Raw genomic sequence first — 15,526 nt, forward strand, 5'->3', positions numbered from 1 at the left:
CCTCGAAGATGGCCTTCACCGCGGTTCTCCGTCAGCCTCGGACAGGTAGACGGCGTGCAGCAGCCGGGTGGCGGTGGCGTCCCGCCAGGATGCGGTGAGCGAGGGCATCTCGTTCGGCTGGGGCCACCACACGGCGACTTCCGTGTCGGCGGGGGCGGGCGCCACCATCATCGGCAGGTCCCTGTAGAGCACCGGTTCCAGGCCGAGGAGACGATTGGCTTCCGGGTGCCGCCCGGTTCCGCTCATCGCCCCACACCCTCGACCGCCAGATCGGGCACCCGTTCCTCCTCCATGCCCAGCCGGCGCAGCCCTGGCAGCGGAAGCACCATCAGGGTCGACACCACCAGGATCACCGTCGCCACCCAACCCAGGGTGGCGGGACCCAGCCTCTCCAGGAGCCAGCCGGCAAGGAGGTATCCCACGGGCATCAGACCGAAGACGGTCAGCTGATCGATGGAGAACACCCGCCCGAGCCGCCCACGCGGGACGGTCCTCTGCAGAGCGGTGGTCCACAGCACCGCGAACGTGGCCAGTCCGAACCCGGTCAGCGCGGAGGCGACGAGAATCAACGCCGGATGCCCGTCCATCGCCAGCAGGACGGTCTGCGGAAGCTGGAGCAGCAGCACGAAGGTCGCCACCCAGCCCGGCGAACGCGTACGGATCGACGAGGCCAGCATCGCACCCAGGAAGGCCCCGCCCCCCTCAGCCGCCGAGATGTAGCCGAACCAGCCCTCGGGCCCGGTCAGGATGGGCAGCATCACCGCGACGGGTGCCGCCACCATCGCCATGTGCAACGTGCCCTGCAGCATCACACCGGCCATCCACGGCAGCCGGATGACGTACGCGAAACCGTCCTTGATGTCGGCTGCGAGCGACGAGCCCTGGCCCTCCGGGCTGGGCGCTGGCTCGTTCAGTCGGAGCAGCGTGACGATGCTGACGAGGAAGGTGACGATGTTGATTCCGAGCGCCCAGGTCGGGCTGAACGCCGCTGCCACGGCCCCGCCGAGCGCGGCGCCGACGATGACACCGAAGCGGTTCACCAGGGACCGCAGGCCGTTGGCGCTCGCCAACATCTCCTCGGGCACCAGCGACGGCAGGATCGCCCCGTACGCGGGACGGTAGAAACCGCTGCCGATGCCGAGCACCGCGGCCAGCACGCCGAGCACCACCAGCGGCGCGTCGTTGCCGACGAGGATGATGCCCAGAACGGCGGCGGCGCGGATCAGGTCAGAAATGATGATCATGCGAGAGCGGCGGTGCCGGTCCGCCAGGGCACCACCGATCAACAGCGAGACGACGCCGCCCAGAGCCGTCATCCCGAGTACCAGACCCACCGCCTGAGCGGCATCCTCGCGTGGCAGCAGGAACAGCGCGACCGCCACGGTGTAGAGGGCGTCACCGACGACGTTGGTGAGCTGGCCGATCCAGACCCGCCGGAACTTCGGCAACCGCAGCGGAGTGAGAAGGGACGCGTTGAACATCAAGTTACCTCGGAAGTAGCGGGCCGTAGCCGATGCCGCTCATGAAATTCGCCGTTGGCCGTGTCGATCAGCAGGTCCACGCTCTCCTTCAGCGCCAGCGAAGCCCGGATCAGACCTTGGAGCAGCGCAACACCGTCCGGCTGGTGCCAGTCGCCCGGCATGCCACCCGGTTCACGGGACAGAAGACGTTGCGCCAGAACATCTGCCGCCTGATCCGGATCCTCCAGATGAGGACAGACCAGGACGGCGAAATCCGCCCGGTCGAGGGCGCTACGGAGCATACGTTCCTCGATCGACCCGCCGCGCTGGAGGGCGACGCCCCCGCCCGTGTCGACCACCCCCTCGGTGGCCGTGACCGCCTCAGCCAGTGCACGCACCTCGTAGCGGGCGGTATAGGCGTGCCAAGCGGAAAGGCCACCGCTGGCGTACGCGTCATCGGCGGCCTGCTCGGTGTATCCGAACCTTCCGTACCAGCGCGGAGGATCCTCGTCGAAGCAGGCGACCTCCAGGCCCCGGCGAGCGGCCAGGACACCAGCGACAGTCGACTTGCCTGCGGCAGGTGGACCCACGACCACTATCGCCACGCAAGGGCCCGTACGTTGCGGTAGAGCTCGGCGGCCAGTTCCGGCCGCACCTGCTCGCTGTAGTAGCCGTACAGGAAGCCCACGGGGCTGTCCATCTTCTCGCACAGGTACCACTGGCGCATGCGGCTGACCGCGAGTTCCCAGATGTGGATCCTGCCCCGGAGTACGGCGACAAGGTCCACAGCGTTGACGTCGATGCCGGACGGCACGGAGAACAGGCAGTCGCGGAGGTCCAGCGGCTGCTCCTCGAAACGGCCGTTGTTGAAGTTCAACACGAAGGTTCGGCCGTCATCCGCCTCACCGGAGGCGTCGAAGCCGCGCAGGTGGACAGCGAACCTGTGCGGGCCGACCGGCTTGTCGAGATAGGTGTTCTGGGTGATCAGGTGCCGCCCCAGGTTCGCCTGCATCAGCAGCGGAGCCATGAGCTGGAGTTCCGACTCGACGAGAGCCCGGTCCTCGTCCGTGAGCTGTTCGTCGAACAGGGGCAGCAGCGGCTCGGACAGGTCCGGCTCGGCAACGGCCTCCTTGTCACTGGGGGCGACGGGACGCGACGGCTCGGCAGGATCGATCCATTCCGCCTGGCTGTAGCGCACCTCCGTCCCGTAGTCGACCAGCACGGTCTGGCCGGGACTCATTCCCAGCACCCGGGTGGTCAGCGAGAGCCGGCTGGCGATACCGGCCAACTGCTCGAAGTTTCCCCACAGGAACTCACCGTGCTTGGCGGGAACCTGCACGTAGCCGCCACCGCTGAAGGTCACGTACCGGACCGAGGGGAAGCTCGCCACGACGTCGGACAGCACCCCGTGCAGCAGGCGGAGGCCGGTGACCTCAGCGAAGTCGGCACTGCCGAGCGGCAGCATGTTGTCGAACGCGCCGAGGTGACCCGCCGGCGGCACCTGCCCGTTGTGGGTGGCCACGACGATGTCCGGATCGCATCCGCCTTCCAGCGAGGGGGGCGCGATCGACGTGTCGGACTGGATGAAGACTCCGCCGACCCTCTCCTCCGCATGCCGCACGAAGACGCTGGCGACACGGTTCTCCCACATCGGCGCATCCGGGCCGCCCGGGACGAACACCACGTCGACCGCGCCGATCCTCTGCACCGCGCCGAGCTCGACCAACTCGACCTGGCGGCCCGCCTCCTCCAAGGCGCGAACGCACACCTTCGGCATCATCCGTGGCATCAGAATCCGGGTTTCCGGAGGCAGCAGGTCCAGCGAGTTGAGGTGGAAGTGGTCCAGATGCTCGTTGGTGACCAGCACGGCATCCAGCGACGGCATCTTCTCCACCGCCACCTGGCGCGCGGGATGGATCTCGAAACGCAGCCTGTCCGAGTGGCCGAAGGAGTCGGTCAGCACCGGATCGACGAGGACACGGGTATCCCCGATCTCCACCAGCCACGACTGGTGGCCCAGGAACGTCAGGGATGCGGGGGACATCAGGCGTTCTCCTTCTCGAGGTACTCGAGCTGCTGCTGGTAGACCCGGCACGACAGGTCCGGCCGTACCTGCTCGCCGAGGGCGTCGTAGAACAGCGCCACCGGCGAGGACAGCGCGTCTCCGTCGAACCACGTGCGCATCGCGATGCCGACGACGTCCCAGTACTGCAGGTCGCCACGGAGTACGGCGGCGAAGTCGACGGCGTGGATGAAGATTCCCTCGGGGTACGCGGCGACAGAGTCGTCAAGCGGCAGATCCGCTGCCTCCTCGAACGCCCCGGCGGCCAGATCGAAGCGAAAGCTGCGGTCCGGACGGGTCAGATACTTGAGCTTGAGGACGAACGGGTGTGCCGACGGCGAAACGGCCATCCGCCGGCCGAAGTCACTGAGCAGCAGGACGCGGCTCAGATACGTCAGCTCGCGTTCGATGCAGGCCAGCGCCGCGTCCTCGGATTCTTCGTCGGCGTTCTCGATGCAGCGCATGGCGATGCTGTCCCGCCTGGCCAGAAAGCTCTCCCGCCGGTGGATCAGCTCGGCGAAGCGGTCATGGTCGACGCCGAGCCACGACAGCTCCCCGACCTTCTCGATGCCGTGCCCACGCACTTCGACGACGTCGCCGGGAACGGGACCCACCACATCCATGTGCCGCACCAACTGCTTGGCCAGGCGCGCCAACTCCTGCTGCTCCGAGAACGGGAACGGGCCCATCTGCTCGTAGTCCTTCAGGAATCCGCCGCCGCAGAGCAGGATGTGTGCCCCGCGGAAGATCTCCGACTGCTCCACCGCCGAGGCGACAACTTCCCCCAGGATGTCCAGGCCCGGAAAGCCCTGACCGCGGTAGCGGACGGCGGTCTGCCCGGCGGGCCGGTAGCAGTCCAGCGACCCGAACACACCGGGCGGGGTCACCTGCGCGTTGTTGCTCATGGCCACCACGCGGGGGGCTGGCAGCCGTCCCGAGGAAACGGCGTCGATGAAGTCGGTGGAGGTGGCGGCGTCGATTCCCAGGAAGACGCCGCCCCGGTCCGGCTCGGACGCGTCGAGCACGTAGACCTGCGACACGCGGCTCTCCCAGAGCACCGTGTCGGGGCCAGGGGGGAAGAGGGTGACGATGACCGACCCGAACCTGGTCGGCTCCCCGAACGGCAACCGGGTGACGGTCAGGCCGAGCGACTCGATGCAGTCGACGACGGTGTCGATCATGGTGGGCCCGACGATGACGGGCGTCGACTTGTCGAGCTTGTTCAGGGAGGGCAGGTGAAAGTGGTCGGAGTGCTCGTGACTGATGATCACGGCAGCAGGCGGTGGCATCCGGTCGACGTCTATCAGTCGCGGCGGATAGATCTCGACCGGACTCGAGGTGTACTCCTCACCGTAGCGGCGGTACAGGATCGGATCCACGAGGACCGGGGAATCCTCGGCCCCGAGAGCAAAGCCGTTGTGTCCAAGGAAACCGATCTTCATATCGCCTCTTCCAAGGGCTGCGATGGGCACGGTGACCAGGGCGGTGGGCGACGTCAGACGTCACCCACCGCCACGGCACTAGCGGGTGTAGGTGACGGTCCCCATGTGAACGCGGGATCCGCCCGCCTTGGCGGTGGTCGCCTTCGGCGTGACCTTGCCGACGGCCTGCTTCAGCGCGTCGAGGTCGGCCTTGGTGATGGGCTTCGCTTCCTTCTTCATGCTCACCTCCCGTGCGTGGATCGGCAGCGCTCCGCCATGCGGACCCGCAGGTCTTCACGCGAGCAACTGCACCTGCCTGTTCCTTTTCGGAGCAGCCGGAGGCGACCATGGAAGTCTTGCGACGAACCGCTGATCGACTCATGACTGCCTATGGGCGAGTGTTTCATCGATCGACAGATCCCGCTATACCATCAACATCAACAAGGGATCGCGGGCGCGGCGCACCGGCATCGGTGACACCGCCGTACCCGCCCCCACCAGCCAAAAGGGCTCCTGCGGCGCAGTCCGCCACGTCGACGCCACCGCCGCGACTCAAGCCGTTTACAAGCGTGCGTGTAGTGGCAGCCCGACGCGGCGGGAGCGGCTCGTCCGCTGGACCTCGATCAACCGGAACGTGATCGAGCGGCCGGGTCAGCGCGTCGCGTGGAGGCGCACCACGGCCGCTCGTGTGCGCCGGTGTGCCGTGGCACCGCAGCCGCGGTCCGTCGCAGACGTACGACCTCGCCGCGCCGGCGGCGGGCCCGGCCGCCCTCGCCGCGCGGCAGGCGACGTCGCGCGGGAGCGAGCCGCGGGGCCGGCGCCCTTCTGCCCGTCGAGGCGGGTGCGGCCGCCGGCGCGCTCGACAAGACCTGATCGGTAGCGGACGCGACTACTTGAGCTGGCCGGCGGTCAGGCCGGACTGGACCTGGCGCTGGAAGAGGATGTAGACCAGCAGTACCGGGACCACCGCGATGGTGAGGCCGGCGAAGAGCTGCGCGTAGTCGCCGGCGTAGCCCTGGTTGACCGAGAGCGCGGCGAGCCCCTGGGCGAGCACCCACTTGGACTCGTCGCCCTGCATGAGCACCTGGGGCAGCAGGAACTGGTTCCAGTGTTGGAGGAAGTTGAAGATGGCGACGCTGATCAGTCCCGGACGTGCCATCGGCAGCATCACCTGGAAGAACAGCCGGAAGTGACCGCAGCCGTCGACCAGGGCCGCCTCCGCGACGGCGGTGGGGAGGGTGCGGAAGAAGGCGGTCAGGAAGAACACCGTGAACGGCAGCGAGTACGCGGCGTAGACCAGGATCAGCCCGGTCCAGGTGCCGAACAGGCCGGCGTTGCGCACCACGAAGAACAGCGGCACCAGGGCGAGGAAGACCGGGAACATCAGCCCGCCGACGAACAGGTAGTAGACGACCTGCTTGCCGCGGAACTCGTAGCGGGCGAAGACGTACGCGGCGGTGGCGCCCATCAGCATGGTCAGGGTGACCGAGCCCGCGACCACCACCAGGCTGTTCAGGAAGTACTGGCCGATGTGGGCCCCGCTCCACGCGCGCGACCAGTTGTCGAAGCGCAACGCGCCGGGCAGCGACCACGGGTCGGCCAGGATCTCCGCGTTGCTCTTGAACGAGCTGATGAACATCCAGAGCAGCGGCAGTACGGTCAGCGCGCCCCAGAACAGCAGGAAGCCGTGCGACAGCGCGTTGGCGACGCCGAGTTCGCGGCGTACCGGGCGGTCGGCGGGGCCGGGAGGCTCGTCGGGCAGCGCCACGGACGCGGGCTTGTCCAGAGTCGTCACGAGTACTCGATCCTGTCTCGCTTGCTGGCCCGCAGCGCCAGCACCGCCACCGTGAGGGTCAGGAAGAACATCACCACGCCGATCGCCGAGGCGTAGCCGAACTTGGTCTCGCTGCCGAACGCCGTGTCGTACATCCGCACGCCGATGACGTCGGTGGAGAAGTTGGGACCGCCGTTGGTCATCAGCTGCACCAGGATGAACCCGTCCAGGGCGAAGATGGCCAGGTAGACCCAGGCGACCTGGACGGTGTCCCAGAGCAGCGGGATCGTCACCTTCCACAGCGTGGTCAGCCGGGAGGCGCCGTCGAGCATGACGGCCTCGTAGATCTCCTTGGGGATGGCCGACATGGCCGCGCCGAAGAGCACCACGTAGAAGCCGACGTTGCTCCAGATCATCACGGCGAGCACGCACCAGAAGGCGGTCCGCGGATCCCCCAGCCAGGTGGGCGCGCCCAGACCGACGCTGTTCAGGGCGCTGGTGAGCAGGCCCTTGTTCGGGTGGTAGACCTCCTTCCACAGCAGCGCGATGATCACGACGGAGAGCACCTGGGGGAAGAAGTAGACCGTGCGGTAGAACGACGAGCCGCGCACCCCGCTGACCCCCGCCCGGCCCTTGCGCCCGCCCATGTTGAGCATGGCGGCGAAGAAGAGGCCGAGCACGATCGTCAGCACCGGAACCAGCGCCAGCAGGATCGCGTTGTTCTTCAACGCGTTCCAGACGTAGTCGTCGTTCCAGAGCGTCTTGAAGTTCGCCAGCCCGACCGAGTTGGCGTCGGCCGAGTAGCCGAGCCAGTCGGTGGTGGAGATCTGGAACGCCTGCAGGTACGGCGACACGACGAAGATGACGTAGAGCAGCACCGGCGGCACCAGGAAGGTGACGATCAGCGGGTACTTGCCATGTCTCACGATGAGGTCCTACCTCTTCAGCGGCGGCCCGGTGGGGGCAGGGCGGTCCACCCCGCCCCCACCGGCCGGGGTGTCAGGCGGCCCGCTTGTACTTCTTGATCGAGCTGTCCTGGGCGATCGAGTCCGCGCCCTTCTGGCACTGGTCGAGGAACTCCGCCGGGCCGATCCGCCCGCTGAAGAACTCGCCGCACGCGGCGTCGATGAGGTTGCGCTCCAGCTTGCGGTAGTAGTTGTTGTAGACCCAGTTGAAGCCGTTGCTGCCGGAGGCCTCCAGCGCCTTGACGACCGTGTTCAGCCCGAACGGCAGCTCGACGCCCTCGCTGGCACCGGCCACCACGGTCAGGCTGGAGACCTTCTTGGTGAAGTCCTGCGCGCCCTTCTTGGAGAGCATGACCCGGAAGAACTCCAGGCCGCCGGCGACGTTCTTGGCCTTCGCCGGGACCATGAACGGCTCCCCGGCGGTGCCCCGGACGGCCTCGAACGGCAGCTTGTCGCCGCTGCCCAGGCTCGGGGTCGGCTGGATGGTCATGTTGAACCCGGCCGGCGTGACGTCCTTCTGCTCGCTCTCCAGCCAGGAACCGCAGGAGATGAAGGCCGCCTTGCCCTGGCACCACGCGGTCTGCGACTGCTTGTGGTCGAGGCCGGGCGAGCCCTCGAGGATGAACTTGTCCTTGACGATCTGGTGCCAGGCGTCGGCCGCGGTCTTCATCGCGTCGGACTTCCAGGCGTTGGGCTCCAGGTTGTCGATCGCCGTGGCGACCGAGGGGCCGCCGAACTTGATGGCGGTCGAGATGACCGGCCAGCTCATGTAGCGCGGGTGCGCGCCCGCGTACGTCCAGGGGGCGATGCCCGCGGCCTTGATCTGCTTGCACAGCGCGATGTGCTCGTCCCAGGTCTTGGCGTACTCCCACTTGCGCTCGGTGAAGAGCTTGGTGGAGTGCCAGATGCCGTAGACGGTGTAGGTGTAGTTCATGACCAGGAACTTGCCGTCGTACGAGCCGACCTCGACGGCGCCCGGCAGCAGGGTGTCCTTGACCGTCTTGCCCGGGATGTCGAGGCTCGGGGCGGCCAGCAGCTCGCCCAGGTCGGCGATGGCGTTCTGCGACACCAGGCCGTTGAAGTCGATCTGGTTGGCGCCGGAGTTGTTGACCACGTCCGGCGGGGTGTTGTCGACGAAGCGCGGCTGGAGGGTCTTCGCGATCTCCTGCGTCGCCGAGTGGTTGATCTTCGCCTTCGGGTACTTCTCGGTGTACATGGCCTCGTGGGCCTTCGCGTACTCCTCGCCGAAGCCGCCGTTGAAGATCACCACCTCGAGGGGCGCGTCCTCCTTGACACCGAGCGGGTTCTGCTCGCTCTTGGTGCCCTTGTAGGTGCCGGCGTCGCCCTTGTCGTCGTCACCGCCGCCCGTGGCGCAGCCGGTCAGCAGGCCGGCGGCGGGGGTGGCCAGGAGGCCGGCGGCGGCGGTGCGCCGCAGGATGTCACGCCTGTTCATGGTCTCTCCTCGGATCGGTCCGGGCGGTCGCCGGATGGGGGATGGTGACCGCCGCACGAGGCGCAGGGGGAATTTGTCTTCAGTTCGCAATATGTTGCTGAAGAATTTCTACGGCAGGAGGGCGCGGACTTCAACCCCCGGGGACCGAACCGTTATCAGCAGCGGCCAGTCCACGCCTGACGTACCCTCGGGGCCATGCGCCGCCTGCGGCAACTCGCCGCGCGCACCCCCGCTGGTCGGCAACGTTACGTCGACCTGCTCCGGGCGCTCGCGATCGGCATGGTCGTTCTCGGCCACTGGGCGGTCGCCACGATCGGCGAGGACGCCGCCGGCCGGCCGACGGGGCGCTCGGCGCTGCCCGACCTGCCGTGGGCGTACCCGCTCACCTGGGTCGCCCAGGTCATGCCGATCTTCTTCCTGGTCGGCGGGTACGCCAACGCCGCCTCGCTGGCCGCCCGCCGGGCCGCCGGCGTCGACGCCACCGCGTGGCTGCTGGACCGGGGCGCCCGGCTGCTGCGACCGACGACCGCACTGCTGCTGGTGATCGCCGGCGGCGCCGCGCTCGCGTCGCTCGTCGGCGTCGGGGCGACGCTGGTCCGTACCGTCGCCTGGTTCGCCACGATCCCGCTCTGGTTCCTCGCCGCCTACCTGATCGTGGTGCCGCTGACCCCGGCGATGCTCGCCCTGCACCGGCGCTTCGGCCTGCTCGTGCCGGCGGCGCTGGCCGCGCTGGTCGTCGCCGGCGACGTGGGGCGGGCGCTGGGCCCGGCGGAGCTGGCGCTGCCGAACTACGTCCTCGGTTGGCTGGCCGTGCACCAGCTCGGCATCGCCTGGCGCGACGCCGACGCCGGGCGTCACGACGCCCACCCGGACGCGGCGGGCGCGCACCCGCCGCGCCCCGTGGCCGCGCGCGACCGGGCGGGGCCACGTCGGCTGCCGCTGTCGCGGCGCGCGGGCGCGGCGGCGCTGCTGGGCGGCCTGGCCGCGACGGTGCTACTGACCACCGTCGGACCGTACCCGGTGAGCATGCTCAACGTCCCGGGCGAGCGGCTGGACAACGCCGCCCCGCCCAGCCTGGCCCTGCTGACGCTGACCGCCGCCCAGTTCGGGCTGATCCTGCTGCTGCGCGACCCGGCGGAGCGCTGGCTGCGCCGCCCCCGCCCGTGGCAGGCGGTGATCGCGGTGAACGCCGTCGTGCTCACCGTCTTCCTCTGGCACCTCACCGCCGCGATCCTGCTGGTCGGCGCGCTGGACGCGGCCGGGAGGCTGCCGACCCCACCCGCGGGGTCGGCGGCCTGGCTGGCCTGGCGGGTGCCGTGGGTGCTGATGCTGACCGTGGTGCTGGCCGCCCTGGTCGCCGTCTTCGGCCCCGTCGAGGCCCGCACCGGCCGCGCCGGGCAGGGTCGGCCGGCCGGCGGCGGGGCCGCGTCGGGCCGCGCGCCGGCCGGCGGCGGGTGGCGGGCCACCGTGCGCAGCGCGCTCACCGCCGCCGGTTTCGCCGCCGTGGTGTACGCCCTGGTGGTCAACGCCCGGACGCCGAGGGCGGCGCCCGAGCCGCTGGGGCTGCCGGCGGCGGCGCTGGTGGCGTACCTGGCCGGGGCCGGCACCCTGCGCCTGCTCAGGTCTGGGTGGGGAAGCCGAGGTTGACCCCGCCGTGCCGGGGGTCCAGCCAGCGGCTGGTGACCACCTTGCCCCGGGTGAAGAAGCGCACCCCGTCCTCGCCGTGCGCGTGCAGGTCGCCGAAGAGCGAGGCCTTCCAGCCGCCGAAGGAGTAGTACGCCATCGGCACCGGGATCGGCACGTTGACGCCGACCATGCCGACCTCCACCTCGTGCTGGTAGCGCCGGGCCGCGCCGCCGTCATTGGTGAAGATCGCCGTGCCGTTGCCGTACGGGTTGGCGTTGACCAGCTCCACCGCCTCGTCGTACGAGCCGACCCGCAGCACGCCGAGCACCGGGCCGAAGATCTCGTCGGTGTAGATCGACATGTCGGGGGTGACGTGGTCGAACAGCGTCGGGCCCAGCCAGAACCCGTTCGCGTCGCCGTCCGGGTCGACGTCGCGGCCGTCCACCACCGGCACCGCGCCGGCGGCCACCCCCGCCTCGACGTACGCGCGCACCCGGGCGGCGTGCGCGGCGGTGACCAGCGGGCCCATGTCGCAGCCGCGCCGGCCGTCGCCGGTGCGCAGCCGGCCCATCCGCTCGGCGATCCGGGCGACCAGGGCGTCGGCGACCGGCTCCACCGCGACCAGTGCCGAGATCGCCATGCACCGCTCCCCCGCCGAGCCGAACCCCGCGTTGACCGCCGCGTCGGCGGCCAGGTCCAGATCGGCGTCGGGGAGCACCACCATGTGGTTCTTCGCCCCGCCCAGCGCCTGCACCCGCTTGCCGGCGGCGGTGCCGCGCTGGTGGACGTGCCGGGCGACCGGGGTGGAGCCGACGAACGACACGGCCTTCACGCCCGGGTGGTCCAGCAGCGCGTCCACGGCCTCGGCGTCGCCGTTGACGACGTTGAGCACCCCGTCGGGCAGGCCGGCCTCGGCGAACCACTCCGCCAGCAGCAGCGCCGCGCTCGGGTCCTTCTCGCTCGGCTTGAGCACCACCGCGTTGCCGCAGGCCACCGCGATCGGCAGGAACCACAGCGGCACCATCGCCGGGAAGTTGAACGGGGAGATCACCGCGACGACGCCGAGCGGCTGCCGCAGGCTGTACGAGTCGACCTCGGTGGAGACGTTCTCGCTGAACCCGCCGCGCAGCGCGGAGGGGATGCCGCAGGCGTACTCGATGATCTCCAGGCCGCGCTGCACCTCGCCGGCGGCGTCGGCGAGCACCTTGCCGTGCTCGGCGGTGATCACCCCAGCGAGCCGGTCCCGCCGCGCGTGCACCAGCTCCCGGAAGGCGAACAGCACGGCCGTCCGCCTCGCCAGCGACGCGTCCCGCCAGAGCCGGGCCGCGCGCCCGGCGGCCTCCACCGCGACCGCGACGTCCGCCGCCGAGGCCAGCTCCACCCGGGCGGTACGCCGACCGGTCGCCGGGTCGAAGACGTCCCCGTGCCGCCCGGACGAGCCGCTGAACGGCTTGCCGTCGACGAAGTGGCCGATGACGTCCACGCCGTGCTCCGCCGCGCTCACGCCGCCACCTCCGCCGCCACGCAGGAGCGGATGGCGTCGACCAGGATGGCCAGGCCCTCGCGGGCCTCGTCCTCGGTCAGCGTCAGTGGCGGGCCCATCCGCAGCACGTTGCCGTACAGGCCGCCCTTGCCGGTCAGCAGCCCGCCGGCCCGGCACGCCTCGAAGACCCGACCGGTCAGCGCCGGATCCGGCTCGGCGGTGCCCGGCCGGACGAACTCGACGCCGAGCATCAGCCCCTTGCCGCGTACCTCCGCGACGCCGTCGAGACCACTTACGGCGGCGCGCAGGCCGTCGGCGAGGATCGCGCCGGTGCGGGCCGCGTTGGCCTGGAGGTCGTGGTCGAGCAGGTAGTCGAGCACCGCGTTGCCGGCCGCCGTCGAGACCGGGTTGCCGCCGAAGGTGGAGAAGCTGATGCCCGGCACCGACTCCAGCACGTCCGCGCGGCCGACCACGCCGGCCAGGGCGAAGCCGTTGCCGATGCCCTTGGCGAAGGTGAGCAGGTCCGGGGTCACGCCGTGCGCCTGGTAGCCCCAGAAGTGCTCCCCGGTACGCCCCCAGCCGGTCTGCACCTCGTCGCAGACGAACAGGATGCCGTGGGAGTCGAGGACCTTCTTCCAGGCGGAGAAGAGCCCGTCCGGCGGGTGCACGAAGCCGCCCACACCCTGGATCGGCTCGGCGATCAGGCAGGCCACGTCACCGGAGGTCTGGGTGGCGAGCACCTCGTGCAGGTCCTCCACGGCCGCCTCGACCCGTTCGGCCTCGCCCAGCCGGGCCAGCAGGCCGCGCAGCCGCTCGCCGGAGTGCAGCCAGGCCACCTGGAGCGGGTTGAGCGCGCTGGCCGACCAGCCCCGGTTGCCGGTCACGCCCATCGCCGCGTACGACCGGCCGTGGTAGCTGTTGCGCACGGCGAGGATCTGGTGCGAGCGGCGGTGGTTGGTGGCGACCAGCAGCGCCGCCTCGTTCGCCTCGGTGCCCGAGTTGGTGAAGAAGACCCGCGCGTCGGGGATGCCGGAGAGGCGGGCGACCTTCTCGGCCAGCTCGACCTGCTGCCGGATCAGGTAGAGGGTGGAGCTGTGCACGATGCCGGTGCGCAGCTGCCGCTCGACGGCCTCCCGGATCTCCGGGACGTCGTAGCCGATCATGTTGGTCAGCACGCCGCCGAAGAAGTCGAGGTAGGTGCGGCCCCGGGCGTCGGTGACCCGACGGCCGGAGCCGGAGACCAGCTCGATCGGCTCGTCGTAGTAGAGCGGCATCCAGGACGGGAGCACGGCCCGGTGCCGGGCCAGCAGGTCGTCGGTGGTCATCGTCGCACCCTCTCAGCGGCGTTCGCGGTAACCGCACGCTGCCACCAGCCGGCGGCGGGGACAAGGGTCGGTGGGCAGCGCGGCACCGGGGCCGCCCCACAGTCGCCCGGCCCGGCCCGGTCCGGTCCGGTCGTCGCCCGGCCCGGTCGTTCGTCGCCCGGGCACCCGGCCGCCGGTACGATCCGGCGGTGCGGACCGGTGAGGAAGCGCCGCGTGGGGCGCCGACGCTGCCGACCGGCGCGGCGGGCACGAGCGTCGAGACGATCGCGGCCGGCGTACGGGCCTGGGTGGGCTCGGAGCCGCTGCGCGACCTCGTCGGGCACTTCGGCGGCACGTGGCCGGACGGGGACGTGGCGGGAGTGCTGGCCGGCCTCGACGACTTCTCCGCCCGACACTGGGACTTCCGGGGTGGCCGGGAGCGGCCGGACGCCCGGGAACCGGCCGTCGACGCGGCCACCGCGCGGCTGGTGCTCGCCACCGCCGACGCGCTCGGCATGGTGCGTCCGGCGGCGCCGGCCCGCTCGCGGTACGCCCACCTGGTCGTGCTCGGCGGGTTGGCGCACGCCTGCCAGCGCCGGGTCGCGTACGCGGCGCACCTGCTGCGCGGCGGCACCCGGGTCGGCGGCGAGGTGGCGGTGCTGGGCAGCTTCCGCCCGCTGTCGGACGCGGAGTGCCGGGCCCTGGAGGTGGCCGGCGTCCCGCCCTGCGACACCGAGGTGGCGGCGCTGGACGCGGCGGTGCGGCGGGAGTTCGCGGTGACCGTCCCGGCCGAGGAGGACGGCCACGACGCCGACCACCCGCACCGCTCCTGGTCGTCGCGCACGTACCGGCCCGAGGGCGGCCCGCCGGTGCGCGTACTGGCCGCCCCGTCCGGCGATCCCGCGCGGCGCCGCGCGCACACCGCAGACACCCAGCGGTTCTGGGCCGAGCACGTCCGCCTGCGCGCGGGCGACGCGGTGCTGATGGTGACCGCGCCGATCTACGTGCCGTTCCAGCACTGCGACGCGCTGCGCACCCTCGCCGTGCCGTACGGCTGCGCGATCGAGACCGTCGGCGTCGACCCGGCCCTGCCCGACCTGGCCGGGCTGCCCGAACCGGCGCTCACCCCGGGTCGCTACCTCCAGGAGATCCGCTCGGCCATCCGGTCCGTGCGGGCCCTGCACACGGCGCTGGGCGACGGCTGACCGGCGCACGACCGGGGGCCGACGCACGACGGATCGCCGCGCGCCGGCCCCGTGGACCGCGATCAGTTGACGTAGACGGGGGCGTTGCCCTTGCTGGAGTCCTGCACGGGCGAGTACGCCGCGGAGAAGTACGCCGTGCCGAAGCAGAGGCTGGGGCCGGAGAACTTCGTCAGCGTCTGGTTGGTGAAGGTGATCGAGTTGTTGGCGTTGGTCGCCGTGCCGGTCAGGCTGTTGGTGCTGGTCCGGTAGACGCAGGTGATCGCGCCGAGCAGCGAGTTCAGCACGACGGTGCTCTGGATCGGCGCCGTCGCCGTGCCGCTGATCTTGACCACTCCGGCGCTGGTGACCGAGGTGGCGTACGGCAGGTTCTGCACGGTCACGCTCTGCACCCCGGTGGTGCCGATGACGTTGGTGGTGCAGTTGGTGAAGGACTGAGCGGTCAGGCTCTCGGTGGCGGTGCCCGGGGCCGCCGGGTTGCTCAGCACCTTGGCGCTGAAGGTGGACGCGGCGCACTTCACGCCGGTGGTGCCCGAGGCGGAGGAGTAGAAGGTGGCGTTGGTGCCGGTCCTGAGGCTGGCCCGGATCACGTCGTTGACGGCGACGGCGGTGCCGCCCGGCGTCGGGTAGGTCAGCACGTTGTTGGCGAACGGTGCCGGGGTGGCGGAGCGCGGAGCGGCGGCCGAGCCCGGGGCGGCGGCGAGGCCGGTCAGCAGCGCGAGGGCGGTGAGACCCACGCCGATTCGTCCGTACCTGAGCATGGTTCTTCCTTTCGG

Annotated in this window: 14 protein-coding genes; 2 read left to right on the forward strand and 12 right to left on the reverse strand. The window is 70.7% G+C overall.

Annotation, left to right across the window (positions count from 1 at the left end; all coding sequences use genetic code 11):
• Nucleotides 1-15 precede the first annotated feature (15 nt).
• The 9 genes from F6X68_RS05465 to ngcE form a co-directional block, all read right to left on the reverse strand.
• Entirely contained in the window at nt 16-246 is a 231-nt protein-coding gene (locus F6X68_RS05465; protein WP_151453235.1) for a hypothetical protein, read from the reverse strand.
• Nucleotides 243-1,481 carry an MFS transporter gene (locus tag F6X68_RS05470; RefSeq protein WP_151453236.1) on the reverse strand — a complete coding sequence of 413 codons (1,239 nt, stop codon included), beginning with the start codon at nt 1,479-1,481 and terminating at the stop codon, nt 243-245. The genes F6X68_RS05465 and F6X68_RS05470 overlap by 4 nt, the downstream gene beginning before the upstream one ends.
• Nucleotides 1,481-2,065, reverse strand: a complete 585-nt coding sequence (locus F6X68_RS05475; RefSeq protein ID WP_151453237.1) for a hypothetical protein — start codon at nt 2,063-2,065, stop codon at nt 1,481-1,483. Before F6X68_RS05475 ends, F6X68_RS05470 begins: the two co-directional genes overlap by 1 nt.
• Nucleotides 2,056-3,504 carry an MBL fold metallo-hydrolase gene (locus tag F6X68_RS05480; protein WP_151453238.1) on the reverse strand — a complete coding sequence of 483 codons (1,449 nt, stop codon included), beginning with the start codon at nt 3,502-3,504 and terminating at the stop codon, nt 2,056-2,058. Before F6X68_RS05480 ends, F6X68_RS05475 begins: the two co-directional genes overlap by 10 nt.
• A complete protein-coding gene (locus F6X68_RS05485; RefSeq protein WP_151453239.1) occupies nt 3,504-4,964 on the reverse strand; it encodes an MBL fold metallo-hydrolase in 1,461 nt (486 codons plus the stop codon). Before F6X68_RS05485 ends, F6X68_RS05480 begins: the two co-directional genes overlap by 1 nt.
• A gap of 78 nt (nt 4,965-5,042) precedes the next feature.
• Nucleotides 5,043-5,183 (reverse strand): hypothetical protein, encoded by a 141-nt coding sequence (locus F6X68_RS33395; protein ID WP_192581290.1) that lies wholly within the window; start codon nt 5,181-5,183, stop codon nt 5,043-5,045.
• Nucleotides 5,184-5,832: 649 nt separating this feature from the next.
• Nucleotides 5,833-6,738, reverse strand: a complete 906-nt coding sequence (locus F6X68_RS05490; protein ID WP_192581291.1) for a carbohydrate ABC transporter permease — start codon at nt 6,736-6,738, stop codon at nt 5,833-5,835.
• A complete protein-coding gene (locus F6X68_RS05495) occupies nt 6,735-7,643 on the reverse strand; it encodes a carbohydrate ABC transporter permease (RefSeq protein ID WP_101411517.1) in 909 nt (302 codons plus the stop codon). Before F6X68_RS05495 ends, F6X68_RS05490 begins: the two co-directional genes overlap by 4 nt.
• Before the next feature lie 73 nt (nt 7,644-7,716).
• A complete protein-coding gene (ngcE, locus tag F6X68_RS05500; RefSeq protein ID WP_132238802.1) occupies nt 7,717-9,135 on the reverse strand; it encodes an N-acetylglucosamine/diacetylchitobiose ABC transporter substrate-binding protein in 1,419 nt (472 codons plus the stop codon).
• Nucleotides 9,136-9,330: 195 nt separating this feature from the next.
• Between ngcE and F6X68_RS05505 the strand changes: the two genes are divergently transcribed.
• Nucleotides 9,331-10,782, forward strand: a complete 1,452-nt coding sequence (locus tag F6X68_RS05505; RefSeq protein WP_151453240.1) for an acyltransferase — start codon at nt 9,331-9,333, stop codon at nt 10,780-10,782.
• Here F6X68_RS05505 and F6X68_RS05510 read toward each other — a convergent pair.
• Both F6X68_RS05510 and F6X68_RS05515 read right to left on the reverse strand, forming a co-directional pair.
• A complete protein-coding gene (locus F6X68_RS05510; RefSeq protein ID WP_151453247.1) occupies nt 10,754-12,244 on the reverse strand; it encodes a CoA-acylating methylmalonate-semialdehyde dehydrogenase in 1,491 nt (496 codons plus the stop codon). The genes F6X68_RS05505 and F6X68_RS05510 overlap by 29 nt on opposite strands.
• Nucleotides 12,245-12,261: 17 nt before the next feature.
• Nucleotides 12,262-13,569 (reverse strand): aspartate aminotransferase family protein, encoded by a 1,308-nt coding sequence (locus tag F6X68_RS05515; protein ID WP_151453241.1) that lies wholly within the window; start codon nt 13,567-13,569, stop codon nt 12,262-12,264.
• 188 nt (nt 13,570-13,757) lie between these two features.
• Here F6X68_RS05515 and F6X68_RS05520 point away from each other — a divergent pair, with 188 nt between their 5' ends.
• Nucleotides 13,758-14,753 (forward strand): hypothetical protein, encoded by a 996-nt coding sequence (locus F6X68_RS05520; protein ID WP_151453242.1) that lies wholly within the window; start codon nt 13,758-13,760, stop codon nt 14,751-14,753.
• 62 nt (nt 14,754-14,815) lie between these two features.
• Here F6X68_RS05520 and F6X68_RS05525 read toward each other — a convergent pair.
• On the reverse strand, nt 14,816-15,526 hold a 711-nt coding region (locus tag F6X68_RS05525), incomplete at its 5' end, for a hypothetical protein (RefSeq protein ID WP_225852005.1).

The sequence above is a fragment of the Micromonospora sp. AMSO12t genome (assembly GCF_008806585.1).
GTDB lineage: Bacteria > Actinomycetota > Actinomycetes > Mycobacteriales > Micromonosporaceae > Micromonospora > Micromonospora reichwaldensis.